This window comes from Corynebacterium haematomassiliense (assembly GCF_013978595.1).
GTDB lineage: Bacteria > Actinomycetota > Actinomycetes > Mycobacteriales > Mycobacteriaceae > Corynebacterium > Corynebacterium lehmanniae.
Genome location: NZ_JACDTZ010000001.1, coordinates 676,853 through 700,969, shown reverse-complemented (window position 1 = coordinate 700,969; position 24,117 = coordinate 676,853). Strand labels below are relative to the sequence as shown.

At 65.5% G+C, this 24,117-nt stretch carries 24 protein-coding genes and 7 tRNA genes; 20 read left to right on the top strand and 11 right to left on the bottom strand.

The annotated features are described in order from the left end of the window. Positions 1-81: 81 nt before the first annotated feature. The 4 genes from dut to dxs all read left to right on the top strand — a co-directional run bounded on the left by dut (position 82) and on the right by dxs (position 4,936). Positions 82-564: a dUTP diphosphatase gene (dut, locus tag H0193_RS03395; RefSeq protein WP_338026583.1), complete on the top strand. Its 483-nt coding sequence runs from the start codon at positions 82-84 to the stop codon at positions 562-564. A gap of 75 nt (positions 565-639) precedes the next feature. After that, positions 640-1,641: a DUF3710 domain-containing protein gene (locus H0193_RS03390; protein WP_181888552.1), complete on the top strand. Its 1,002-nt coding sequence runs from the start codon at positions 640-642 to the stop codon at positions 1,639-1,641. After that, positions 1,642-2,904 carry a class I SAM-dependent RNA methyltransferase gene (locus tag H0193_RS03385; RefSeq protein ID WP_338026582.1) on the top strand — a complete coding sequence of 421 codons (1,263 nt, stop codon included), beginning with the start codon at positions 1,642-1,644 and terminating at the stop codon, positions 2,902-2,904. A gap of 106 nt (positions 2,905-3,010) precedes the next feature. After that, entirely contained in the window at positions 3,011-4,936 is a 1,926-nt protein-coding gene (dxs, locus tag H0193_RS03380; RefSeq protein WP_181888551.1) for a 1-deoxy-D-xylulose-5-phosphate synthase, read from the top strand. Between the two features lie 7 nt (positions 4,937-4,943). Here dxs and H0193_RS03375 read toward each other — a convergent pair whose 3' ends face one another. Both H0193_RS03375 and H0193_RS03370 read right to left on the bottom strand, forming a co-directional pair. Beyond that, positions 4,944-6,149 carry an HRDC domain-containing protein gene (locus tag H0193_RS03375; RefSeq protein WP_181888550.1) on the bottom strand — a complete coding sequence of 402 codons (1,206 nt, stop codon included), beginning with the start codon at positions 6,147-6,149 and terminating at the stop codon, positions 4,944-4,946. 12 nt (positions 6,150-6,161) lie between these two features. Then, entirely contained in the window at positions 6,162-6,776 is a 615-nt protein-coding gene (locus H0193_RS03370; protein WP_236883496.1) for a DUF3000 domain-containing protein, read from the bottom strand. Between the two features lie 150 nt (positions 6,777-6,926). Between H0193_RS03370 and hemQ the strand changes: the two genes are divergently transcribed. After that, positions 6,927-7,628, top strand: coding sequence for a hydrogen peroxide-dependent heme synthase (gene hemQ / locus H0193_RS03365; RefSeq protein WP_181888549.1), 702 nt, complete (start codon positions 6,927-6,929; stop codon positions 7,626-7,628). Positions 7,629-7,682: 54 nt separating this feature from the next. Here hemQ and msrB read toward each other — a convergent pair whose 3' ends face one another. From msrB to H0193_RS03350, 3 genes are read right to left on the bottom strand one after another with little or no spacing between them, the layout of a single operon-like run. Continuing rightward, positions 7,683-8,084 carry a peptide-methionine (R)-S-oxide reductase MsrB gene (gene msrB, locus H0193_RS03360; RefSeq protein ID WP_181888548.1) on the bottom strand — a complete coding sequence of 134 codons (402 nt, stop codon included), beginning with the start codon at positions 8,082-8,084 and terminating at the stop codon, positions 7,683-7,685. Then, positions 8,081-9,328 (bottom strand): glycosyltransferase family 87 protein, encoded by a 1,248-nt coding sequence (locus H0193_RS03355; RefSeq protein WP_338026581.1) that lies wholly within the window; start codon positions 9,326-9,328, stop codon positions 8,081-8,083. The genes msrB and H0193_RS03355 overlap by 4 nt, the downstream gene beginning before the upstream one ends. Before the next feature lie 28 nt (positions 9,329-9,356). Continuing rightward, positions 9,357-10,100: a pyrimidine reductase family protein gene (locus H0193_RS03350; RefSeq protein ID WP_181888547.1), complete on the bottom strand. Its 744-nt coding sequence runs from the start codon at positions 10,098-10,100 to the stop codon at positions 9,357-9,359. Between the two features lie 33 nt (positions 10,101-10,133). Here H0193_RS03350 and H0193_RS03345 point away from each other — a divergent pair, with 33 nt between their 5' ends. Together H0193_RS03345 and H0193_RS03340 are read left to right on the top strand one after the other, a co-directional pair. Continuing rightward, the gene (locus H0193_RS03345) at positions 10,134-11,594 is read left to right on the top strand and encodes a hypothetical protein (protein ID WP_181888546.1); all 1,461 of its coding nucleotides are present in this window, start codon (positions 10,134-10,136) and stop codon (positions 11,592-11,594) included. Between the two features lie 2 nt (positions 11,595-11,596). Continuing rightward, entirely contained in the window at positions 11,597-12,571 is a 975-nt protein-coding gene (locus tag H0193_RS03340; protein ID WP_181888545.1) for an asparagine synthase C-terminal domain-containing protein, read from the top strand. A 43-nt stretch (positions 12,572-12,614) separates the two neighbouring features. Here the strand turns inward: H0193_RS03340 and H0193_RS03335 are convergent. From H0193_RS03335 to H0193_RS03310, 6 genes are all read right to left on the bottom strand, one after another. After that, a tRNA-Gly gene (locus H0193_RS03335) sits at positions 12,615-12,690 on the bottom strand. Between the two features lie 35 nt (positions 12,691-12,725). Beyond that, a tRNA-Val gene (locus tag H0193_RS03330) sits at positions 12,726-12,797 on the bottom strand. A 15-nt stretch (positions 12,798-12,812) separates the two neighbouring features. Continuing rightward, positions 12,813-12,886: transfer RNA gene (locus H0193_RS03325), tRNA-Cys, on the bottom strand. Positions 12,887-12,930: 44 nt separating this feature from the next. Beyond that, positions 12,931-13,006, bottom strand: a tRNA-Gly gene (locus H0193_RS03320). A gap of 35 nt (positions 13,007-13,041) precedes the next feature. Continuing rightward, a tRNA-Val gene (locus H0193_RS03315) sits at positions 13,042-13,113 on the bottom strand. Between the two features lie 19 nt (positions 13,114-13,132). Beyond that, positions 13,133-13,208: transfer RNA gene (locus tag H0193_RS03310), tRNA-Gly, on the bottom strand. 236 nt (positions 13,209-13,444) lie between these two features. On the opposite strand from H0193_RS03310, the gene H0193_RS03305 reads away from it, so the two are divergent. The 13 genes from H0193_RS03305 (at position 13,445) to ruvA (ending at position 24,112) form a co-directional block, all read left to right on the top strand. Beyond that, a tRNA-Val gene (locus H0193_RS03305) sits at positions 13,445-13,516 on the top strand. Positions 13,517-13,774: 258 nt separating this feature from the next. Further along, positions 13,775-14,347 carry a copper resistance CopC family protein gene (locus H0193_RS03300; protein ID WP_181888544.1) on the top strand — a complete coding sequence of 191 codons (573 nt, stop codon included), beginning with the start codon at positions 13,775-13,777 and terminating at the stop codon, positions 14,345-14,347. Positions 14,348-14,356: 9 nt separating this feature from the next. After that, the gene (locus H0193_RS03295) at positions 14,357-14,941 is read left to right on the top strand and encodes a copper chaperone PCu(A)C (protein ID WP_269509625.1); all 585 of its coding nucleotides are present in this window, start codon (positions 14,357-14,359) and stop codon (positions 14,939-14,941) included. Between the two features lie 13 nt (positions 14,942-14,954). After that, positions 14,955-16,172 (top strand): Dyp-type peroxidase, encoded by a 1,218-nt coding sequence (locus tag H0193_RS03290; RefSeq protein WP_181888542.1) that lies wholly within the window; start codon positions 14,955-14,957, stop codon positions 16,170-16,172. A gap of 109 nt (positions 16,173-16,281) precedes the next feature. Next, complete coding sequence (thrS, locus tag H0193_RS03285) at positions 16,282-18,336, top strand: threonine--tRNA ligase (RefSeq protein WP_181888541.1); 2,055 nt, start codon at positions 16,282-16,284, stop codon at positions 18,334-18,336. Continuing rightward, complete coding sequence (locus tag H0193_RS03280) at positions 18,320-18,928, top strand: ATP adenylyltransferase (RefSeq protein WP_236883403.1); 609 nt, start codon at positions 18,320-18,322, stop codon at positions 18,926-18,928. Before thrS ends, H0193_RS03280 begins: the two co-directional genes overlap by 17 nt. Further along, positions 18,921-19,556 (top strand): phosphatidylinositol phosphate synthase, encoded by a 636-nt coding sequence (gene pgsA / locus H0193_RS03275; RefSeq protein ID WP_181888540.1) that lies wholly within the window; start codon positions 18,921-18,923, stop codon positions 19,554-19,556. The genes H0193_RS03280 and pgsA overlap by 8 nt, the downstream gene beginning before the upstream one ends. Then, entirely contained in the window at positions 19,557-20,501 is a 945-nt protein-coding gene (locus H0193_RS03270) for a phosphatidylinositol mannoside acyltransferase (RefSeq protein WP_181888539.1), read from the top strand. 5 nt (positions 20,502-20,506) lie between these two features. Further along, the gene (locus H0193_RS03265) at positions 20,507-21,595 is read left to right on the top strand and encodes a glycosyltransferase (protein ID WP_181889592.1); all 1,089 of its coding nucleotides are present in this window, start codon (positions 20,507-20,509) and stop codon (positions 21,593-21,595) included. After that, positions 21,592-22,047, top strand: a complete 456-nt coding sequence (locus H0193_RS03260) for a hypothetical protein (protein ID WP_181888538.1) — start codon at positions 21,592-21,594, stop codon at positions 22,045-22,047. Before H0193_RS03265 ends, H0193_RS03260 begins: the two co-directional genes overlap by 4 nt. Before the next feature lie 66 nt (positions 22,048-22,113). Next, positions 22,114-22,866, top strand: a complete 753-nt coding sequence (locus tag H0193_RS03255; protein ID WP_181888537.1) for a YebC/PmpR family DNA-binding transcriptional regulator — start codon at positions 22,114-22,116, stop codon at positions 22,864-22,866. Between the two features lie 101 nt (positions 22,867-22,967). Then, on the top strand, positions 22,968-23,501 hold the full coding sequence (gene ruvC, locus H0193_RS03250) for a crossover junction endodeoxyribonuclease RuvC (RefSeq protein ID WP_181888536.1): 534 nt from the start codon (positions 22,968-22,970) through the stop codon (positions 23,499-23,501). Next, positions 23,498-24,112 (top strand): Holliday junction branch migration protein RuvA, encoded by a 615-nt coding sequence (gene ruvA, locus H0193_RS03245; protein ID WP_181888535.1) that lies wholly within the window; start codon positions 23,498-23,500, stop codon positions 24,110-24,112. Before ruvC ends, ruvA begins: the two co-directional genes overlap by 4 nt. The last annotated feature ends 5 nt before the right edge of the window (positions 24,113-24,117 follow it).

The following is a 24,117-nucleotide window of genomic DNA, read 5'->3' as shown; positions in this document are numbered from 1 at the left end:
GCGCGGCAGCAACGGGGGAGCCCGGCGCAGTGCCCCGACGAAGTAGCGCTGCCGGAGCGGCACTGACGTAGTGTGGGGCGGGTGGAGAATCAAAACAGCACGTACAGCACCTACGGTGGCGATCCGCTCCCGCCGATTCCAGTCAAGCGCCTTGATCCGGAGCTGCCAATGCCGATGCGGGCACATCCGGAGGACGCCGGCGCGGACCTGTATTCCACAGAAGATCTGGTGTTGCAGCCGGGGGAGCGGGCGCTGGTGGCCACCGGTGTGGCAATCGCGCTGCCGGTGGGAACGGTCGGCCTGATCCACCCGCGCTCCGGCATGGCCGCCAAGCACGGGTTGAGCATCGTCAACACGCCCGGCACGATCGACGCGGGCTACCGCGGAGAGTTGAAGGTCTGCCTGCTCAACACCGACCGATCCCAGCCGATCGAGATCACCCGCGGCATGCGGATCGCGCAGCTGGTGATTCAGCGCGTGGAATTGGTGGATTTCACCGAGGTTGAGGCGCTGGACGAAACACAGCGCGGCGCGGGCGGGTACGGCTCGACCGGCACGCACTAGCACGGGCTACAGTCAGTAACCGCAAACACAAGAATTACACTCAACTGCGACCACCAATTTAGGGAGTGACCACCGATGGCATTTTGGCCGTTTGGCAAGAAAAAGAAGAAGCAGAAGCAGGAGAATCCTGTAGCGTCCTCGCCGCTCGAGCCGAAGCAGGACCAGCCCGCGGCCGAGCCTGAGGCGGCGCCGAAGATCGAGGCGGCTGAGGAAGCTGCGCCCGCTGAACAGCCCGTCGACAAGCCCGTTGAAAAGCCGGAAGCTGCCCCCGCGTCCGCACCTGTCGCTTCCGCCGCAGCTGGTGTGGAGGCGCTGACGGACTACGACCCGGTCGGCGGCTCCACCGGCCCGTTCGACGGCGACAACGTGGACATCGAGGACTTCGACTTCTCGGACTTTTCCAACGTCACCCTGAACCTCGGTTCCATCCGCGTCCCGCTGCCGAAGGAATCCCAGGTGCAGGTGGAGATGGGCGAACAGGGCCCCAAGATGGTCCACGTAGTCACCCGCTACGGCCGCATCACCCCGGTGGCATTCGCCGCGCCGCGCACCGGCGGCCTGTGGGAGGAATCCTCGGAGGAGATCATCGCGGGCATGCGCGCCGAAGGCATGCCGGTGGAGATCCAGCAGGGCCCGTGGGGCCAGGAGATCGTGGGCACCGGCACAAACGGCGTCATCCGCATTATCGGTGTGGAGGGCCCGCGCTGGCTCTACCGCGTGACCTTGGCAGCACCGACCGGGTCTGAAGACCAGCTCGCTGAGATCGGCCGCGAGACCATCGCGCGCTCCTTCGTCTACCGCGGCGAGGACCCGATTTTGGCCGGCAACTCCCTGCAGGTAGTCCTTCCTGCGCAGCTGGCGCAGCAGGTGCAGGCAGCGGCTGAGGCCAAGGCGCGTCAGGGTCAGGCGTCCGCGCAGGCTCCGGCGGAGGGTAACCCGAACGCCCTGAGCGACGCGCTGAAGCAAATCATCGCCCAAAACGCGGAGAACCAGAAGCAGCTGCAGGAGCTGCGCGAGCGCCGCGCAGCCGGCGGCAGCACGAAGGCAGGCGGCGACACCCCGTCTGCTGCCGAGTAAGTGGCGGAGCTTCAGCACGGCACCGGCTCGCCCGCTCTCGCGGTCGGGGAGCCGGTGCGCTTGCATGTCCGGGCCATGGCTCACGGCGGTGAAGGCATTGCCGACGCGCCCGACGGCCGCGTGGTGTTCGTCCGCGGCGCAATCCCCGACGACACGGTGGAGGCGACGCTGACGAAGGTGAAGAAGCGTTGGGCCCGCGCGGAGACCACCGCTGTACTTGAGCCGTCGCCGCACCGAGTCGATCCCACCTGCCCCGCGGCGGCCGCAGGCGCGGGGTGCTGCGACTTTTCCCATATCGAGGCAGATGCGCAGCTGGAGTTCAAGCGCGAGGTGCTGCTTGGACAACTTGGAGCGCTTTCTTCCCGCTTCGGGGTGCTTGACGCGCTCGACCTTGGTGCAGTGGAGGCGGTCCAGCTCCAGCCGGTCACCGGGTGGCGCACCCGCGTCCGGCTTGGCGTGGACAGCCAGGGCAACGCCGGCATGCGGCGGGCGCGTTCCACCGACGTTGTCGCAGGAGTGACGTGCACCCAGCCGGTGCCGGGCTTGCTTGACGGCATCGTGGGCGAACAGGCCGAGAAGTTCACCCCCGGCGCCGAGCTTGTCGTTGCGGTTGATGCCGACGGCACCCGCCACGTAGTGGAGACCCAGGCTGCGCAACGCGGCCGCCGCGTGGAGCGCGTCGAGCGCGTGCTTGAAGGTCCAGGTGAGCTGGTGGAGCGCGTGCGCGGGTTCGACTTCGTCTTTCCACCAACTGCGTTTTGGCAGGCGCACCTGCGCGCCCCTGAGGCGTACTCGGACGTGATCGCGCAGTGGGGTGCGGGGGAGTACACCAACCGCGTGGGCTGGGACCTCTATGGCGGTGTCGGCGCGTTCGTGCCGTCGATGAGCGAGGCGCTCGGCGGCGGCCGAATCGAGTCGGTGGACTACTCCAGCGCAGCAACCTCCCGCCGCCAGCAGGTCGCGGACGCCTGCGATGTGCGCGTCCACCACGGCGAGGCGGCGGCGGTCGTGGGCGAGCTGGAGCGACCGCCGGGTTTGGTTGTGCTGGACCCGCCGCGCGCAGGCGCGGGCGCGGAGGTGGTCCGTGCAATTGCGCTGGCGGCACCCGAGCGCATCATCCACGTCGGCTGCGACCCGGCCACATTCGCTCGCGACCTGGCGGGTTTTGGCGAACACGGCTACGCGGTGAAGCAGATGAAGCTTATCGACGCATTCCCGAACACCCACCACTTCGAAGTGATCGCGGTGCTTGAAGCGGTGTAGCGGGACGAGAATTCGTCTAAAAGCCAGCGTGTAAACTAGCGTGAACGAAACGGCAGCTGCGCCCATTCGGGGCGCGCCCGATACGGCGAAGGAGTACGACAGGACTGTGGCACTGCTCGAGCATATTGCGACGCCAGCGGATGTCCGCAAGCTTTCTCCTGCGCAGCTCGATGATCTTGCGGATGAGATCCGTCAGATGCTGATCCAGAAGGTCTCCGCCACCGGCGGGCACCTCGGCCCAAACCTGGGTGTTGTGGAGATGACCATTGCGCTGCACTACATCTTCGATTCACCGAACGACCCGATTATTTGGGACACGTCCCACCAGTCGTACGTGCACAAGATCCTCACTGGGCGCGGCGGGCAGTTCGACACGCTGCGCAAGAAGGGCGGGCTTTCCGGCTACACCGCGCGCGCGGAGTCGGAGCACGATTGGACCGAGTCTTCGCACGCCAGCGCGTCGCTGTCCTACGCGGACGGCCTTGCAAAGGCGAAGGCGTTGATGGGACGGGACGGCGACAACGTTGTCGCCGTTGTGGGTGACGGCGCGCTGACCGGCGGCATGTGCTGGGAGGCGCTGAACAACATCGCGGCGGCCAACCGCAATGTCGTCATCGTGGTCAACGACAACGGCCGGTCCTACTCGCCGACCATCGGCGGGTTCGCCAACAACCTGACCAAGCTGCGCGACCAGCTTGCGGCGCTTCGCATGCAGCCGGCGTACGACGAAGTGATGGAGTCCGGCAAGAAGACGCTGAAGTCCATGGGCTGGGTGGGCGAGCGCACCTTTGACGCGCTGCACGCGCTCAAAGAGGGCGTGAAGTACCAGGTGCTGCCCACCGAAATGTTCCCGGAGCTGGGCATGAAGTACGTCGGCCCGGTGGAAGGGCACGACATTAAGAGCCTGCTCAACGCGTTCAAGTACGCCAAGCGCTACGAGGGCCCGCTGATCGTGCACGTTGTCACTGAGAAGGGCCACGGGTTCGCGCCGGCCGTGAACAACGTGGCGGACCAGATGCACTCCACGGGTGTGATTGACCCGGTGACTGGACGGTCTCTCGCCTCCTCTGAGCCGGGCTGGACCTCCGTGTTCACCAAGGAGTTGCTGCGCGCCGGCCATGAGCGAGACGACATTGTGGCCATTACCGCGGCGATGGCGGGCCCGACCGGCCTGCAGCCTTTTGCGGAGCAGTTCCCGGACCGCTTCTTCGACGTCGGTATCGCGGAGCAGCACGCCGTCGCATCCGCCTCCGGCATGGCCCTCGGCGGCCTGCACCCAGTCGTTGCGGTGTACTCGACGTTTTTGAACCGGGCGTTCGACCAGCTGCTGATGGATGTGGGGCTGATTAACCAGCCTGTGACGCTGGTGCTCGACCGCGCGGGTGTGACCGGGTCTGACGGCGCCAGCCACAACGGTGTCTGGGATATGGCAATCGCCTCCATTGTGCCGGGCATCCGCATCGCGGCGCCGCGCGACGCCGCCCGATTGCGGGAGGAGTTCTCCGAGGCAATCGCTGTCGATGACGGCCCGACGGTCGTCCGCTTCCCAAAGGGCGCTGTCGGCGCAGATATTGACGCGTTGGAGCGACTTTCCGGCGGCACGGACGTGCTGTCGCGCCTCGACGGAGAGGGCACCGAGGACGACATCGACGTGCTCATCGTCGCTGTCGGTGCGTTTGCGAAGTACGGCCTCGAGGTCGCAGAAGCGGTGCTTGCCGACGGCATCCGGGCAACCGTGGTTGACCCGCGCTGGGTCATCCCCGTCTCCTCGGACGTGCTGGAATTGGCTGCGGAAGCTGACCTGGTGGTGGTGTACGAAGACGGCGTGGTCCGCGGCGGCGTGGGATCCGCTGTTGCCGAGGCGCTCGCGGCTGCGGAAGTGGATACCCCGGTGCGGCAGCTCGCATTCCCGGACATCTTCCCGTTGCACGCTTCGCGTGGCGAGATCCTGCAGGAGTACGGCCTTGATCCCGCCTCCGCTGCAGCGCAGGTGCGCGAGTGGGCGGCCAGCCTGGCGGATCCCGAAAATTAGGTCAGCGCTAGACCAGTTCGAGCATCTCTGCGTGGGCTGCGGCCAAAATTGGCGCCGTAAGTTCCACCTGCCACGGCCGTGCCCCCGCCTTCTTTAGGGCCGAGGCTGCTTGGTGGGTGTCCCAAGCCGGCCCGTTGTCAGGTGCGTTCCACACCGTCTCGCGCAAAATTGCCGGTGTGAGCAAAATGTCGGGGCGAATGTCCAAGTCTTCTGCGCTGGCGGCGATGTCTTCGCGGCACAGCTGCAGCATTTGCCACGATTCTGGGTAGTGGCGCTCCCACCCGGACTTCGATGGCGTGCCGTTTGCGCGCGGGTCTTTGCGACGCGGCCACGTGGCGGGGTCAGCCGCCAGTGCGCGTTCCACCACGCCGAGCCAGCGCCGAACCTCCCGGGAGGGCATTCCCTTCCCTCCGACGGCCCGTGCCAGGCCGCGGGGTGAATCCGGCTCAGCGAGGGCGATATCGAGCAGCGCCCGGTTGGGCAGCAGGCGCCCTGGAGCGATGTCCCGCTGTTCGCTGATTTCCTCGCGTGCGTGCCATAGTTCGCGCGCCACTTGGAGGCCGGATTGGTCGCGCAGGGAGGAGATGCCCTTCATGTCGCGCCATGACTTCACAGGGCGCGGGGTAAGCGAGTAGACGGAGATGAGGTGCGCGAACTCCTCGAAGGCCCAGCGGAGTTTGCCTTCGGCGTCCAGCACCTCGGTGAGGGCCTCAGCGAGCTCGTTGAGGTACTCCACATCCAGCGCGGCGTAGTCCTGCCACGATTTGGGAAGCGGCGTGCGGGACCAATCCTCGTGCCCGTGGCCTTTCTCCAGTTCAACTCCGACGAAACGCTCGACCATCGCGGCGAGGTTCGGCCGGTCGTAGCCGACTAGGCGCGACGCGAGCTCAGTATCGAAAAGCACGCCGGGGTGGAGCCCGAGCAGCGCCAGGCTGCGCAGGTCTTCGCTCGCGGCGTGGATGATCCACTCCTGGCCGCCGAGCACAGGGGCGAAGATCTCGCGGACCTCGTCTCGGTGGCCTTCGGGGGCGATGAGGAACGTTCCCGCGCCTCGGCGCGCTACTTGCACGAGAAATGCGCGGTCGCCGTAGCGGAATGAGGAGGCGCGTTCGGTATCCACGGCGAACGGGCCGCGACCGTGCGCGAGTGCGCCCGCCGCCTCATGGAAGGCGGCGGGCGTGTCTACAAGGCGGTAGTCCAGCCGGGCACTCATCAAGAAAAGATATTAGCGCGAGCTGAGCTGGGCCACACCTTCCGGCGGTAAACCTGCCACGTGGGCGAGCACCTTGGAAAAAGCTTCCACGTGGTGCTGGAGGTCGGTGCCCTCCGCGGTCCAGGAGGCGCGCATCTCCAGCTGGTAGGCGCGCGGCGGCCCGCCGATCTCGCCGAACCGCACCGAAGCGGTCGAGGTCACCGTGCCACCGAGGTTGGTGTGGCGTGCACCGGTTTCTGCGAGCGACTCGTTGAGCCACTGCCAGGCCACGTCAGGCAGAAGCGGGTCGGAGGCCACGGCGTCGTCCATGTCGGCCTGAATGTAGGCCACCAGACGCATGGTGCCTTCCCACGCCTCTTCAGCGGCGGGGGAGTGCAGCAGGATTAGGCGTCCGAACGCGTCGCCTTCAGAGTCCACCGGGACGTTTTCCTCGTCAGCGTGCGCGACTTCGAGGCCAACGGCGTGGCTGAACGGCGCGGGGCGCTGTGGCGGGCGGATGGTGCCCAGGGTGATCTCTGGGCGCAGGCGCGCCGCGTGCATGGATTCGACGGCCGCGCTGAACTCTGCGGGCCAGGAATCGCTGTTGCCGTGGTCGTCCCTGTTGCTGCCCGCGCCGCCGGCGGACATGGGGGAGGTGGTGTCCGGTTTCATCACAGGGTCAAACGTATCCAGCAACCGGCGCCGTTGGGGGAGGCGCGCCGTGAGCGGCAGAACCTACGGCGTAGAATGTTCTCCGACTTTTGTTTGATCTGCCTTGCGGCAGGAAAGGGGCAAGACATGGCCAAGCTCGACTTTGACAAACTCAACGCCACGCAGCGGTTTTTGCAGTTTGCGGTGTTCCGCGCAGTTCCTGGTGCTCTTGGCGCCGAGCGCAGCGAGCTTATCGACGAAGCTCGCGCCTTTTTCACCAACCTTGAGCAGGAAGGCGTGGTCACTGTCCGCGGCATCTACGACAACACCGGGATCCGCGCCGACGCCGACTTCATGATTTGGTGGCACGCCGAGGAGTTCGAGCACCTGCAGAAGGCGCTCGCGGACTTCCGCCGCGAAACCGCGTTCGGGCAGAAGGTGGAGCTGAGCTGGATCGGCAACGGTCTGCACCGCCCTGCGGAGTTCAACAAGTCCCACCTCCCCAGCTTCATCATGGGCGAGGAGCCGGGGGACTGGATCACGGTCTACCCGTTCGTGCGCTCATACGACTGGTACGTGATGGACCCGCAGGAGCGCCGCCGCATCCTCGCGGAGCACGGCATGGCGGCCCGCGATTTCGCGGATGTGCGCGCCAACACCGTCGAGGCCTTCACGCTCGGCGATTACGAGTGGATGCTCGCCTTCGAGGCGCCGACGCTCGAGCGCATCGAGGCGTTGATGAAGACCATGCGCTACACCGAGGCCCGCCTGCACGTCCGCGAGGAGATCCCGTTCCAGACGGGCCGCCGTGTCGGCGACATCGGCGAAATTATTTCGGTGCTGCCCTAGGCGTGGGTAGACCGAAGGTGGCGTCGTAAAGCAATTGCTTTGACGGCGCCTTTTCTATGCTTCGTCGAGCGTCAGCGAGATCGAGTTGATGCAGTAGCGCAGGTCGGTGGGGGTGTCGAAACCCTCGCCGGCGAACACGTGGCCCAGGTGGGAGTGACAGTTCGCGCACAGCACCTCAGTGCGCACCATGCCGAGGGAGGTGTCCTCGCGCTCGATGATGGCGTCGCCCGCCAGCGGGGAGAAGAACGCGGGCCAGCCGCAGTGGGCGTCAAACTTCTCAGTGGAGCGGAACAGCTCAGCGCCGCACGCGCGGCAGCGGTACACACCCTCGGTGGTGGTGTCCGTGTACTCGCCGATGCCCGGACGCTCGGTGCCAGCCTCCCGCAGGACGTGGTACTCCTCGGCCGTGAGCTTCTCGCGCCACTGCGCGTCGGTAAAGTCCTTGAAATCCGTCATCGCCGAATCCTTTCCGTCGGAGTGCGCCGCAAGGTTGGCCTCAACAATACCCACGCCGCACACGCGACAATAAACACGGCCCACCCGGCAGTGGGCAAGAAGGTGTTGAGCCAGCTGCCGGTCAACGGGTGCAGTGGGCTGGACCAATTCAAGGGGGACAGGCACAGCGCGGCGCCGAGCCAAGCGGGCCAGCTGCGCAGCGGGCTGTCCGGGTGGAAGACCGTAAACAGGGCGGGAAACAGCATCATGGAGTAGTACGCCTGGCCCAGGGAGGACAACAGGCACACTCCCGCGAGCAGCACCCCGGAGCCAACGGCCAGATACAGCAGCTCCTGGCTGTGGCGCACACGCACAAGACCGAGCACCGCTCCGGCGACCGCAGCGGCGAGGAGGAGGAACAGCAGCGCATGGGCCCAGCGGGGCATGCCGAAATAGACGGCGAAACCGGACAGGGAAGAGTTGGCATAGTCGCGCGTGACCTTCAGATACGGCACCACCACGTCGAGGTAGTCGCGGGCGCCGGGCGTGAACGGCCACGCGATGAGGTTCATCACCACCGGGACGCCGATAGCGCCGAGCGCGGGGCGCCAGCGCAGCTGCAGCAGCGGCAGCACCAGCAGCGGAGCGAACATCGGCTTGACCAAGATAGCCAACCCCAGTACCACACCGGCGGCGATGTCGCGGCGGGCAAGCAAGAGCGCGATAAAGGCCACCAGCGCGAGCAGGAGTATGCCGTTGATGTTGGAAAACACCAGCGTGTTGGTCACGGCTTCGGTGCAAAACGCCAGCGCAACGGCGACGGGAAACGTCGGCCCGGAAAGCGGGCGGCCTGCAAGCTTGGTCAGCCACGCTAAAGCGGCGATGATGCACGCGGCGTTGACGGCGATGAACAGCGGACGGGCCAGGTTTATGTCGGAAATCAGCCCCAGCGGCGACAGCAGCAGGGTCGCGCCCGGGTTGTACAGGTAGTGCGGATTGACGTGGCTGTAGACCTCGTTGTACACGGGGACGCGTTCCACAAAACGGCGCGCTGCGGACCACACGGTGGTGAAGTCGTCCGTCACCGAGCCCGCGCGCGCGAGGATGAACAGCCGGTGGAGCACCAGAAGCACCGCGACAGGCCAGGCGGCAGCGGCGATCGCGGGCGCGAGGCCCGCGCGCTCGTCGGCGGGCTGGGCCTGCACTGCAGTCGAACCCGGTGCAGGCTCTTCGGGGGCGCTTCGAGGCGGTGGGGTAGCAATCACGCGCCTAACCGTACCTGCCACGGTGCGGCTACCCTTCGCGCACGCTCCGGTAGCGCAGGAAGAGCACGGAGTCGCTTGTGGCGTGCGCCGCCTCGAGGATGAAAGCGTGGTCTGAAGGTGTGTCTGCTTCACCGAACAGGCGTAGTTCAGACGGCTGCACCGCGCGCGGGCTGACGGTGTAGTGGAATACATCTACTTCGCTGGCACCGATGAGTTGGGTGTTTAAGCTGGGGCCGCCCTCGCAGACGATGCGGGCGAACCCCCGAGCGTGCAGTGCGGCCACGACTGCGGAGACGTCTTCGCCCTCCACGGGCACAATCACGCCACCCGCCTGCTCGATCTCCCGCGCGCGTTCAGACACCTCCGTATCGCCCAGAACGCTTGCGGGTACAGCGAACAACGGCGGCGTACGTGTGTCCGTAAACAGCTGCGTTGCAGTGTCGAACTTCAGGCTCTTGGTCACCACGACAATCGGCGGAACTTCCGCTTGTCCCCGTCCGCGCCGAGCCTCGCGCTGCTGTGCGGTGGTACGCACGCCGAAGTAGTTCTCTTTGCGCGCGGTCTCGGCACCGACGAGCACCGCATCTGACCAGATGCGCAGTGCGTTCAGCAGCGCGAAATCGGTGTCGTTGCCCAAGCCGGAAGAAGTTCCCTTGCTTGCGGCAGCTCCGGTCAGCGCCGCGATTCCCATAAGGCGAGTCTCTCGCGTTCCGGGCGGCTTAACCGGACCGATGAGAAGTTCCGGATCAAGGGATTGAGGTCGCTCGTTCATTACACTTGCTTCCAGTCTGTTGAAGGGGATGTTGTGCAACCTACCGGAAACCATTTTGACCTCGACGCGGCAGCCGTCGCTGCACGGAATGGCTGGATTGCGGACTCGGAAGCATCCGAGTTCTATTCGCTCCTGTTCGACCGCTCGGATACAAGCCACTGGAAAGACAACCTCGCGGCATCCGCGCAGGCCGCGTTCGCGTCGACTGCGGACAGAGCAACTGAGATGGTCTGGTTCGAGCCGTTCTTGAATATGGTCACCGACGTTTGTTGGCAAGCCCGGGAGCGGGGACTTGGGGCGCACGAGCCGCAGCGCGTACGTCGACACCGCAGTGTGGAGCAACCGCGCCTGCTGTATTTGGCAACTGCGCTGATTGAGCTGCAGCTGTACAGGTTCGACTTCAACTACGACGGCATTTTTGAAGTGCTCAGCCGCGCAGACGACGCTCCACTGCAGGTCGGTCCGTACGACCTCAACGGCATCTACCTCACGTTTGCGCAACTTAGCGCCGGCAAGCGGATTGTCCCGTCCGAGCTCTTTTCCTCCATCGGCCTAGACCCGGAAAGTCCGACGAACCTCTCGCGGCACCTGGACCGTGTGCCGGTCAAGCTTCGCCACCTCCTGCTGCACGGCCTGTGGCTGTTTCCGTTCCGCTTCTACGGGGTGGAGATGCTGATTCTGGCTGAATCCCTGGTCAAGTCGGACCCCAAGGACGGCAACGCGTACTACCGGATGGGGGAGGCCTACCGCAGAATCGCCGCGGCAACGCAGTGGGATTTCGAAACTGGGCCGACCGCGACCCAAGCGCTCGAACTGGAGCAGACACTCAGAGCCGACCCGACGCTGTTGGAAGACCAGAACTACTGCTACCGGCGCGCCGTGGAATCCCTCGACATGGCAATCCGGGTACTGGACCCGCAACAGCTTGCCCGGCACGAGGAGTACAAGAACTACCGGCTGCTGGTCTCCACCGAGTGGCAGGTGCAAACGGCCATCCGCAGTGCCGTCGAGCGGCAGGTAGCTTCCGTGGACGAGAAAGTACAGGCACTGTCTCGCCAGCTCGAGTCAGAGTCGAACCAGCTGGTGTGGAAATCCGTGGAAGTGCTGTCCTTGTTCGCTGCACTGATGGGGTTATTGATCACCAACATCAGCGTGCTGGGCATCGACAGCATCTCCACTTTCGAACGCATCGGATTGATCGGCATGATGGCGTTCATCATGGTCGGTTTCTTCCTCTTGGTGCGCAACACCGTATTCCGGGTGCGCGAAGGCCGCGAGGGACCCAAAGAGGTCCGCACGAAGCCCCAGAAATTCTCGCTACGGCGCCCACGAAAGACAGCCGAGCTCCAGCAGCGGATCAGCGAGCTTGAGCGCGACATCGAGCGGATGAGAAACACCAACTATCAGCTGGCACCGTTCCTAGATAGCGCCTCCGGCGAGCAACGACGCACCGGTACGCAGCTTTCCGACGGCTACCGCGAAAGGACACCGTAGCTATGCACGACATCACTGGGGCAGCGCTCGAATACGTTGCAGACGAACAGCAGCTCAAGAAGGGGCCCTACGACATCTCGGACGCCGGCGAAGCGTCCGCCGCGATTGACCACTACCTCCGCGCACGCGTCACCGCCGCCGTCGCCCGCAACGCGGGGCGGCCCGTGCTCCAACTCTCCGGCGGCATCGATTCCATCCTGCTGGCCACCTACGTGGCCGAGGTCGCGCCGGGCACGTTGGCCGTGACCTACAGCCAGCACACGGAGGACCAGGAAGTGGGGAGGGCGGCAGCCGTCGCAAAGCAATGCGGCCTCGAGCACGTGATTGTTCGCCCCACCGACGAAGAGTTTGAGCGGCTTCTCGCGCGGGTCGTGCGGGCTCTCGAGTTCCCGGAGCCGTGGGAGATCTCGGCGGGTGCCGTGCTGAAGGCTATCGACGGCGCTTCGCACGACCACGGCGCCGAAGGCGTACTGCTTTCCGGAGCCGGGGCCGACGCGCTGTTCATGGGCGGGCACACGGTGGCTCCCGCGGCGGGGGAGAGCCTCGTGGACGCGTGGGATGCGGCGCTGCGGGCAAACGTCGCTAAGAGCTTCAAGCGCGAACGTTTTGTGCCGGACTTCTACGAGCGGCTCTTGGAGGATCCCGAGCGGCACGTCCAGATCTGGCAGACCCACGCGGCGGTTGAGCTCGCACAGCGCATCCACCCGTCGCTGGTGCAGCCCGATGATAGTGGCCACGACAAGTACATCTTCCGCAAGCTCGCGGTGGATCGGGGAGTGCCGGAAGAAGTGGCGTTCGCGCCGAAGAACCCGATGCAGGTGTCCTCCGGGCTCGTTGGCGCCATTGTGGATGCCGCCCGCCGCCAGCTTGCGCGCGACTTCGGGCAGCGCACGTACTCGTCGCCGCTGGACGAGCCGCTGGGTTTCACCGTTGCCCGGCTGTATCTGCAACGCTTGGAGGCAGGGGAGCGCGAATAGCAAAAAGGGGCCCACCGAGAGGGTGGACCCCTTTTTGTTGAAATGGAGCGGATGACGAGACTCGAACTCGCGACCCTCACCTTGGCAAGGTGATGCGCTACCAACTGCGCTACATCCGCATTGCTATTCAGTTGACGAGGGCGTAAACCCTCTGTGCGCGATACTGGGATCGAACCAGTGACCCCTACCGTGTCGAGGTAGTGCTCTACCGCTGAGCTAATCGCGCAAGGCTATTGCAGCTTGGAGGTGGATACGGGAATCGAACCCGTGTACACGGTTTTGCAGACCGTTGCCTAACCACTCGACCAATCCACCGTGGAGTTACCTCCGAAGTATTCGGCTTTAAACCCCGAAGTACTTGGAGCGGATGACGAGACTCGAACTCGCGACCCTCACCTTGGCAAGGTGATGCGCTACCAACTGCGCTACATCCGCATTGCTATTCAGTTGACGAGGGCGTAAACCCTCTGTGCGCGATACTGGGATCGAACCAGTGACCCCTACCGTGTCGAGGTAGTGCTCTACCGCTGAGCTAATCGCGCCCATGTTCCTCTGGGGAACTGGAGCGGATGACGAGACTCGAACTCGCGACCCTCACCTTGGCAAGGTGATGCGCTACCAACTGCGCTACATCCGCATGCGTTCCGCGCTGTCCGCGTTGAACGCGAGAACAAACCTTATCCGCATACCGCCCGCTGTTACAAATCGCCATGTCACGGCCATTTTGAGGGGGATAAGCGTGAATTACGTTGGTGCAATTTGGCCCGCGGTGCATTCGCTTGTCGACGCCCCCGCTGTCGGCAATCCCTGTTACCGCCAATGACCAGCCGATTCGGTACTTTCGGGTGCGGCGTGTAATCTCATTCCTCGTTCGGTCCTATGGCTCAGTGGAAGAGCGTTCCGTTCACACCGGAAAGGTCGCTGGTTCGATCCCAGCTAGGACCACAGAGAAAGCCCCAGGTTGGAAACAGCCTGGGGCGCTTTGCGTTTGCCCACTAAACGACGATATCGGCATTTGCGGGTCCGGCCCGTGGAAAAGCCCAGGTCGCGTCTCGGCCTCGACGGTAATCGCCGATATCGTCGTTTGGGTTGGGTTGCCCGGTTCATAGTTTTGGGGCGGGTGTGACGGGAACTAACGTGGATCTGGATACGACTAGTGCTCTTAGCGCCAGTCGGCGCGTTGGTTCTATTTGAGGAGGCACCATGCTCATCCCGGCAGCATTCACACGAGGTGGCGCGGTCGCTGCCGCAGCGGCCACTGCGACGTTGGTTGCGGCAGCTCCGGCTTTCGCACACGATTCCGTGATTGGCTCGGACCCTGAGGACAAAAGTGTGGTCAGCGAGTTCCCCGATGCTGTGACGCTCGAGTTTTCCGGGGAGATCCAGGACGGCTTCAACACTGTGGCGCTTTCCCGCGAGGTCAACGGGCAGTCCGAGGTTGTCTACTCGGGCGAGCCAGAGATCGACGGCCGGTTTGTCACCCTCGACCTTCCGGCAGACCTGGATGCGCAGGCGGGCGACTACAAGGTCGGCTACCAGATCGTGTCCTCCGACGGTCACTCGACGAAGGGGATGACCTCGTTCAGCTTCAACCCGTCTGGCGAGGCGACCGCGGACGCGAGCAAGGATCCGGTCGTTGACGCGGCAGACGGCATGAGCACCACCATGAAGGTGCTGCTCGCGCTGGCGGGCGTGCTGGTCGTCGCCGGTGCCGGCTTCGGTGCGCTGGCCAAGAGCCGCCGAATCTCCGAAGCCGACCCGGATACGCAGAAGTAGGCGATGCCCGTGAACAAGCGAATTGCCGCCCTCACCGCGGCGGCCGCTCTGGTGCTTGCCGGCTGCAGCGACGAAGCTGCCTCGGAGGATCCCACCGGCAATTCCGCGAGCACTGCCCCGGCCGCGGACCTGACGGGTAACGCGGTCACGTTGGAAAGCGGAGCTGTCCGGGCTAAAGCCGCGAAGGATGCCGCAGATGGCAGCGACATGACCTCTATCTTCGGCACCCTGCACAACAACACTGACAAAGACATCACTGTGGTGGGATTCACCACCTCGCTCGGCGAGGCGGACTACCAGATCCACGAGGTTGTCGACGGGATGATGCGTCAAAAGGACGGCGGTTTCGACATCCCCGCGGGCGGCACCCACGAGCTGGCACCGGGCGGCGACCACTTCATGGTGATGGGCTACGCGCCGGCCATCGAGGCAGGCGACACCATCGATGTGACCCTGCTGCTGGAAGGCGGCGCGACCGCGACCGTGTCCGATGTTGCCGTGCGCACCATGCTGTCTGGCGACGAAAGCTACGGCGACCTCGGCGAGCACGCCGACCACGCCGAGCATGCCGACCACGCTGAACACAAGCACTAGAGGAGGATGCGTCATGCCGGGTGTGAGCCGGCGGGGGTTTTTGGCGGGGACGGCTGGTGTGGCCGGGGTGGCGTCGACAGGCATGCTGCTTGCAGGGTGCGACAACGAGCCGAGCAACTCCGATCCGAACACCGAACCGCTGACGGAGGCATCCGTCGCCTTCGACGGCGCGCACCAGGCTGGCATCCAGACGCCGACGCAGGCGTCGCTCAACCTGGTCGGGTTCAACCTCAGGGATGGGGTGGACGCTGCGGGCGTCGTCAGGCTGATGCGCCTGTGGACGGAGGACGCCCGCGAGCTGACCGTCGGCCGCAACCCTCTGTCCAGCTTGGAGCCGGAGATGGTGCAGTGGCCCGCCAACCTCACCATCACCTGCGGGTTCGGCGAGCGCATCTTTGATCTTGCGGCGCCGGAAGCCAAGCCGAAGTGGCTGCACGACATCCCCGCGATGCCGCGCGAAGAGCTGCGGCCGGAATGGGGCCAGACCGATCTGGTGCTGCAGATCTGCTCCGACGACCCGGTGATGTGCGCCTGGGCGCTGCGCCACATGTCACGCGCCGGCATGGACTACGTGGAAACCGCCTGGCTGCAGCAGGGGTTCATGCACGCGTTCGGCTCCATCCCCAAAGGCCAGACGCCGCGCAACCTCTTCGGCCAGGTGGACGGCACGGTCAACCCGCGCACGGACGAGGAGTACGCCGAGCAGGTCTTCGCGGACGACGGCTCGTCGTCGCTCGTGGTGCGCCGCATCGCGATGGACCTCGACGACTGGGAGCGGCTGGACCGCACCTCCCGCGAGGTTGCAGTGGGGCGAAAGCTTTCCGACGGCGCTCCGCTGACCGGCGAAGACGAGTTCGATGCGCCGGACATGGAGGCGTTGGACGAATACGGGCTGCCCGTCATCGACAAGAACTCCCACATGGCGCGCGCCATGCCGCCTGCGGACCACCCGGAGCAGAAGTTCTTGCGCAGACCGTACAACTACTCGCTGCCGCCGGCGCCCGGCGAGCTGTCTGACGCAGGCCTGATCTTCTTGGCCTACCAACAGGACCCGGACGTGCAGTTCACGCCTGTGCTGCAACGACTGTTGGAGGTGGACCGGCTCAACGAGTGGACCACGCACATCGGGTCCGCTGTGTACTGGATCCCGCCGGGCACACGGGAGCCCGGTGGGGAGGCACGCGGCGACGCGTACTGGGGCGAAACAGTACTTTCGGGCACCCGGGGGTAGAATCCCTGGCGTCCGGCGCGCCACCTGCGCCGTCGGGAGAGAACGTAGAAGATGGGCGGCGTCCAGGTATGACGCAGCCCAGTGACGCGCAAAGGAGCGCACGACAGATATGTCTACCGAAGCAGCAGTCGAGTTCGCACCGTTCGAGGTTCCCGCCGGCACCGCCGTCGGCGCCGCCATGCGGGAGCTGAACCTGCCGAACAAAGGGGAGGACGCCGTCGTGTGCGTCCAGGACGAAGCGGGCGAGCTGAAAGACCTCTCGCACGTCCCCGAGGCCACCGCGACGTTCACACCGGTGCCGGCAAACACTGAGCTCGGCCGCTCCGTGATCCGCCACTCCTGCGCCCACGTGCTCGCCCAGGCCGTGCAGGCCGAGTTTCCCGGCACCAAGCTGGGCATCGGTCCGGCCATCAACGACGGCTTCTACTACGACTTCGACGTTGCGGAGCCGTTCACGCCCGACGATCTGAAGACGCTGGAAAAGCGCATGAAGAAGATCATCAAGCAGGGCCAGAAGTTCGTCCGCGGCGTCTACGCCTCCGCGGAGGAGGCCGCGGAAGACCTCAAGGACGAGCCGTACAAGCTCGAGCTGATCAACGACAAGGGCAACGTCGACCCTGACTCCGACGAGGCCACCGAGGTCGGCGCCGGAGAGCTGACGCACTACGACAACGTCAACCCGCGTACGAACGAGGTGGAGTGGCACGACCTGTGCCGCGGCCCGCACGTGCCCACCACGAAGTACATCCCGGCGTTCGCGCTGACCCGCTCGTCCGCCGCCTATTGGCGCGGCGACCAGAACAACGCCGGCCTGCAGCGCGTCTACGGCACCGCTTGGGAGTCCAAGGAAAAGCTCGAAGAGTACATGACCATGCTCGAGGAGGCGGAAAAGCGCGACCACCGCCGCCTGGGCAACGAGCTGGACCTGTTCTCCTTCCCGGACGAGGTCGGTTCCGGCCTGCCGGTGTTCCACCCGGACGGCGGCATCGTGCGCATGACCATGGAGCAGCACTCGCGCGAGCGCCACGTCGCCGCCGGCTACTCCTTTGTCAACACCCCCCACGTGACCAAGGGCGACCTGTTTAAGAAGTCGGGCCACCTGGACTGGTACGCCGACGGCATGTTCCCGCCGATGAAGCTCGATGGCGAGGTCGACGAAGACGGCAACGTGACCAAGCAGCCGGTGGACTACTACACCAAGCCGATGAACTGCCCGATGCACAACCTCATCTTCGACTCGCGCGGGCGTTCTTACCGCGAGCTGCCGCTGCGCCTGTTCGAGTTCGGCACCGTCTACCGCTACGAGAAGTCCGGTGTGGTCCACGGCCTGACCCGCGCCCGCGGCTTCACGCAGGACGACGCCCACATTTACTGCACCGAGGAGCAGCTCGAAGAAGAGCTGACCAGCGTGCTGGAGTTCATCATCTCCCTGCTGCAGGACTACGGACTGGACGACTTCTACCTGGAGCTTTCCACCAAGGACCCGAACAAGTACATCGGCGACGACGAGATCTGGGAGCGCTCCACCAGCATCCTGGAATCCGTGGCGAAGAAGTCCGGCCTGGAGCTCGTTCCGGACCCGGCGGGCGCCGCGTTCTACGGCCCGAAGATTTCCGTGCAGGCGCGCGACGCCATCGGCCGCACCTGGCAGATGTCCACGGTGCAGCTGGACTTCAACCTGCCCGAGCGCTTCGACCTGACGTACACCGCCTCGGACGGCTCGAAGAAGCGCCCGGTGATGATCCACCGCGCACTCTTCGGCTCCATCGAGCGATTCTTCGGCGTGCTGCTCGAGCACTACGCCGGCGCTTTCCCGGCCTGGCTGGCGCCGCACCAGGTGGTGGGCATTCCGGTGGCCGACGCGTTTGCGGACCACCTCGACGGTGTCATCGGTGCTCTGCGCGAGCGCGGCATCCGCGCCGAGGTGGACCACTCGGACGACCGCATGCAGAAGAAGATCCGCACCCACACCACCTCCAAGGTGCCGTTCATGCTCCTCGCCGGCGAGCGCGACGTGGAGGCGAACGCGGTGAGCTTCCGCTTCCTCGACGGCAGCCAGATCAACGGCGTGCCGGTCGATCGCGCGGTCGAGCTGATCACGGACTGGATCACCGCCAAGCGCAACGACCAACCGAGCGAGGACACCGTTGCAGCCGGCAACTAACGGGGAGACCTACGTCGATACCGGCGTGGGCGACCCGGACCGACTTGCCCGTCTGTGGGCACCGTACCGCTCCAGCTACATCACCCAGATGCCGGCGGGGGAGGAGACGGGGGAGGCCGAAGGATCGTCGAGAAGCACAGGCGATCCCTTCCTCGACATCCCGGAGATGAGCGACGAGGACGGCCTGATCGTCGCGCGCGGGGAGACGGTGTACGCGGTGTGCAACCTGTACCCGTACAACGCCGGGCACCTGATGGTGGTGCCGTACCGCAAGGTCGCTGAGCTGGAAGAACTCACCGACGCGGAGACAGCCGAGCTGATGGCGTTTGCGAAGCATGCGGTGAAAACACTCAAGCGAGTGTCTAAGCCGGAGGCGATCAACGTCGGGCTCAACCTGGGCAAGGCCTCGGGCGGGTCGGTGGGCGACCACCTGCACCTGCACGTGGTGCCGCGCTGGGCGGGCGACGCGAACTTCATGACCGTCATCGGCGGCACCAAGGTGCTGCCGCAACTGCTGCGGGAAACACGGGCGCTGCTTGCCGAAGGCTGGCGCGAAGTCCACGAGATGGAAGCAGGTGAACGCGATGCTTAGCGTGCATGGACGCAAACCCGCCACTGTGGTGGTTGAGCCGGTGGCGAAGGGGCTGCTGAAGATCGGACTGACGCCGAACGCAACAACTGTTGCGGGCACCGTGCTGACCATGCTGACAGCGATGGTGCTCATCCCCACCGGCCACCTGGTGTGGGCGGCGGTGCTCAGCCTGCTCTTCGCCGCCTTCGACATGGTCGACGGCACGATGGCCAGACTGCGCGGCGGGGGCACCGCATTCGGCGCGACGCTAGACGCGAGCTGCGACAGGCTTACCGACGGCGCGCTGTTCGGCGCGATCGCGATGTGGCTGATCTACGTCGCGGACGCCGCGCCCGTCAACGTGGCGGTGTGCCTGGCGGTCATCGTGCTCTCGCAGACGATCAGCTACATCAAGGCGCGCGGCGAGGCCGGCGGGTTGAAGATCGTCGGCGGCCTGATCGAACGCCCTGAACGGTTGATCCTGGGCCTCGGCGGCATCGCGCTAGAAGGCTTCGGCGTGCCAAACGCCGTGGTGGTTTCGCTGTGGATCCTGCTGATCGGGTCCGTGATCACTGTGGTCCAGCGCCTGATGTTCGCCGGGCGCGACAGGGGAGCGGACGCGAAGATTGCGCCGCCGGCGGGAGCGTAAATGGCTTCCGTGCGGGAGCGAATTGTCGCCGCGGGCTACATCGCCGGCTGGATAATCGTCGGCGCGCTTCCGCAGCGACTGACCGCGCGGGCCGCGCAGTGGGCCGCTGACCGGGCCTCTGGCGACGGCGCGGGCATGGAGATGCTGCGGCGCAACCTCACCCGCGTGGTGGGGCCGGAAAACGTCACGCGGGAGTTGGTGCGCGACGCTACGCGCTCCTACGCGCGCTACTGGCTGGAGGCCTTCCGCCTGCCGCGAATGGTGGGCGACCCGGGGTTGAACGCTGCGCTTTCTGCCGGGGTGGTCGGCCGCGAACACCTCGACGCCGCCGTGGCGCGCGTCAAAGGCGTCGTGCTCACGCTGCCGCACACCGGCAACTGGGACATGGCGGGAACGTGGCTGGCTGAAAACTATGGAGGGTTCACCACCGTCGCCGAACGGCTCGAGCCCGAAGCGCTGTTTGACGCCTTCGTTAAGTTCCGGGAGTCGCTCGGCTTCGAGGTGGTGCCGCTGACAGGGGGCGAGCAGCCCCCGTTCGAGCGGCTGAAGGAAGTGCTGTTAGACGGCGGGATCGTGTGCCTGCTGGGGGAGCGGGACTTCTCGCGCCACGGGGTGCCGGTGACGTTCTTCGGCGAGGAAACGACTTTTCCGGCGGGCCCGGCCAAGCTAGCGCGGGACACCGGCGCGACGCTGCTTGTGGCCCACTCCTGGTTCACGGGCACGTGGCGCAATCCCGGCTGGGGCTTCAGTATCTCCGCCCCGGTGGAGGCGGCAACGCTCGAGGACACGGCGCAGCGGGTGGCCGACCAGTTTGCAGAAAACATCGCCGCCCATCCGACGGACTGGCATATGCTGCAGCCGTTATGGCCCTCAGACAGGCCGCAGCCGAGCCGTCGCAGGGAGCTGGAGCGGCGGTCGCGCGAGCATCCCAAACGGAGGAGGTAGCCGAGGTGCGGATTGGTCTGGTGTGCCCGTATTCCTTCAACGTGCCGGGCGGCGTTCAAGCCCACGTGCTTGACCTTGCCGCCCAGCTGCGCACAATGGGCCACCACACCGAGGTACTCGGACCGGCCTCCGACAGCGTCGACCTTCCGGAGTGGGTGACCCGCGGCGGTATCGCCGTGCCGGTGCGCTACAACGGCTCGGTCGCGCGGCTGTCCTTCGGCCCTCAGGTGCGCCGCACCACGCGCCAGTTCGTCGAGCGCGGAAACTTCGACATCCTGCACGTGCATGAGCCGAACTCGCCGAGCTACTCCATGGCCGCGCTGCGCATGGCCACCGGCCCGATCGTGGCCACGTACCACGCCTCGGCGGATTCCTCGTACGCACTCAAACTTGCGTTGCCCGCGCTGCGCGGCAGTCTGGAAAAGATCCGAGCCGGTATTGCGGTCAGCGAGGAGGCGTGGCGCTGGCAGTCGCAGCAGGTGGGCACCGACCCCGTGATCATCCCCAACGGCGTGGACACCGCCCGGTTTAAAAAGGCGCGGCGCGCTTCGGGAAACCAGGCAAGGCCAGAAGTGGTCTTCCTGGGGCGATTGGACGAGCCCCGCAAGGGCCTGGAGGTGTTTTTGCAGGCTGTGGACCAGCTTCCGCAAAAGCCCCGGGTCACGGTTATTGGAGCTGGCGCGCCCCGCGAGGTCGAGGGCGTCGAATTTACGGGCCTGGTCCCCGAGGCGGAGAAGGCTAAGATCCTCGGTCGCGCCGACATCTTCGTCGCGCCGAACCTCGGCGGTGAATCCTTCGGGATCGTGCTCGTGGAGGCGATGGCCGCCGGCTGCGCCGTCGTGGCCAGCGACATTCCGGCGTTCGCCGCGGTCTGCGGCGAGGGTTCGGGGGTGTTGTTTCCTCCCAGCGATGTGTCGGCGCTCGCGCAGCAGTTGCAGTTGCTTATCGACGACGCCCCGCTCCGCGCTGACCTCGCCGCCCGCGGCGTGAAGCGGGCCGAAGACTTCGACTGGTCGGTTGTGGCACGTCAGGTGCTGGCGGTGTACGAGGTTGTGTCGATCGGGGAGAAGGTCGGGGTGGAAGGGTGGCTATGACTTTGGTGTGGATCGCCGTGGCGGTGGTGGTGACGCTGCTGGCTGCGTGGGCCTACAACACGGCGCAGCGGCTCAACCGGCTGCACATCCGGCTCGACCGTTCGCGCGACGCCTTGCAGGCGGCGCTGGACCGGCGCTGCGCTGTCATCGCTGCCATCTACCCCGAGCTTCGTTCCGCCGCGGAAGATGCGGAGCACGTCAGGATGACACCGCAGGACATACACACACGTCTTACGCAGGAGGAGCAACTCTCGGCCCAGGTGGCCGAGCGGATCGCAGGCAAGGAGGCGCCGGGCGCGCTCAGTGACGCGGACATCCGGGTTGAGCTGGCGACGCGGTTCTACGACGACGCTGTGGCGGATACGCGTGCGCTGCGCCTTCGGCCGTCGGTAAGCATCTTCCGCCTCGGAGGCACGGCGGCATTGCCACAGTTTGCGCGAGGTGACCGGTAAGAGCTTGATTGAGGCGGTGCGTATAATACCGTCTGTTACACGTCAACCGAGGAAAAGGGGTGCGTTATGTCGGGCCACTCAAAGTGGGCAACCACGAAGCACAAGAAGGCCGCAAACGACGCGAAGCGGTCGAAGTTGTGGGCGAAGATGATTAAGGACATCGAGGTCGCAGCACGAACCGGCGGCGGCGACCCGGCCGCGAACCCCACCTTGGACGACATGATCCGCAAGGCCAAGAAGGCCTCGGTGCCGGGCGACAACATCGAGCGCGCCCGCAAGCGCGGCTCCGGTGAGGAAGCCGGCGGCGCGAACTGGGAGACCGTGATGTACGAGGGGTACGGCGTCAACGGCGTCGCCGTGCTCATCGAGTGCCTGACGGACAACCGCAACCGCGCGGCCACCGAGGTGCGCACCGCTATGACCAAGAACGGCGGCAACCTGGGCGAGTCCGGTTCTGTCGGCTACATGTTCGAGCGCACTGGTGTGGTGACCATCCAGAAGGGTGAGCTCAGCGAGGACGACGTGCTCATGGCGGTGCTCGACGCCGGAGCTGAGGAAGTCAACGACCTCGGCGATGAATTCGAGATCACCTGCAAGCCGACCGACCTGCCGGCGGTGCGCGAGGCGCTCGGCGGCGAGGGCATTGAGATCGAAGACGCCGGGCAGGAGTTCCGTGCCGACGTTGAGGTCGAGGTTGACGCTGAGAGCGCGAAGAAGATGATGCGCATCATCGACGCCCTCGAAGACTCCGACGATGTGCAAAATGTCTACACCAACATGAGCATCTCCGACGAAGTGGCCGCGCAGCTCGAGGACTAGATCCGATTCGCGTAAACGCCCGTGCCGCTGACTGTGGCGCGGGCGTTTGCTGTGTCTACTGTGGTAGAACATATGTGTCACATGTGCGGAAAGGAGAGGCAATGTCGCTGGAGGGTCTGCGGGTCATGGGCATCGACCCTGGCTTGACGCGGTGCGGTCTTTCCGTGGTGCAGGCGGGACGTGGCCGCCAAATCATCCCCGTCGCCGTCGGCGTCGTGCGCACCCCGTCTACCGCGGAACTCGCGGAGCGTCTTTTGCGCCTCTCCCGCGCCGTAGGCGAGTGGATCGACGACTACCAGCCAGACGTCATCGCCATGGAGCGCATTTTCGAGCGGGGGAACGTCTCCACGGTCATGCACACCGCCCACGCTGTGGGCGTGATGGTGCTCGCCGCCGCGGAGCGCGGGATCCCGGTGCACATGTACACCCCGTCCGAGGTAAAGAAAGCCATCTCCGGCAACGGCAGGGCGGACAAGAAGCAGATGACTGCGATGATCACCCGCATTCTCGGACTGTCCGAGGCGCCGAAACCCGCGGATGCGGCAGACGCGCTGGCCATCGCGGTGTGTCATTGCTGGCGCGCCCCCTTGATCGCACGAACCAACCAGTTGACCATGAAAGCGGCGAACCAATGATTGATTCTCTCAACGGCGAAGTGCTCACCATCGGGCTCGACCACGCAGTGATCGAGTGCTCCGGCGTGGGCTACCGCTTCTTGGCCGCACCCCAGACGCTCGGACGTCTCACCCGGGGCGAGACATGCCGGGTGATGACGTCCATGGTGGTCAAGGACGACGGCGTGACCCTCTACGGCTTCGGTGACACGGACACCCGCGAGATGTTCCACAAGCTGCAGACCGTCTCCGGGCTGGGCCCCAAGCTCGCACTTGCCGCCCTTTCTGTCTTCGAACCGGGGGAGTTGTCCTCCCATATCGCGTCCGGGGACGTGAAGGCGATTCAATCCATCCCCGGTGTGGGCAAGAAGATGGCGGAGCGCATTGCCCTAGAGCTCAAGGACAAGGTGGAGGCTTTCGTGCCGGCGGGCGACGCTGCAGCTGCCGGCGGACCCGCCACTGCCGCAAAGGGCACTTCGCTGGTCTCCGAGCAGGTGGTCGAGGCTCTCGTCGGGCTGGGCTTCCAGGAGCGATCGGCAAGGCCGGTGGTGGATGCGCTGGTGCAGGAGAACCCGGACGAAGACGCGTCCGCGTTGCTGCGCCAGGCGCTGAGCCAGCTGGGCAAGAAGTAGGGAGG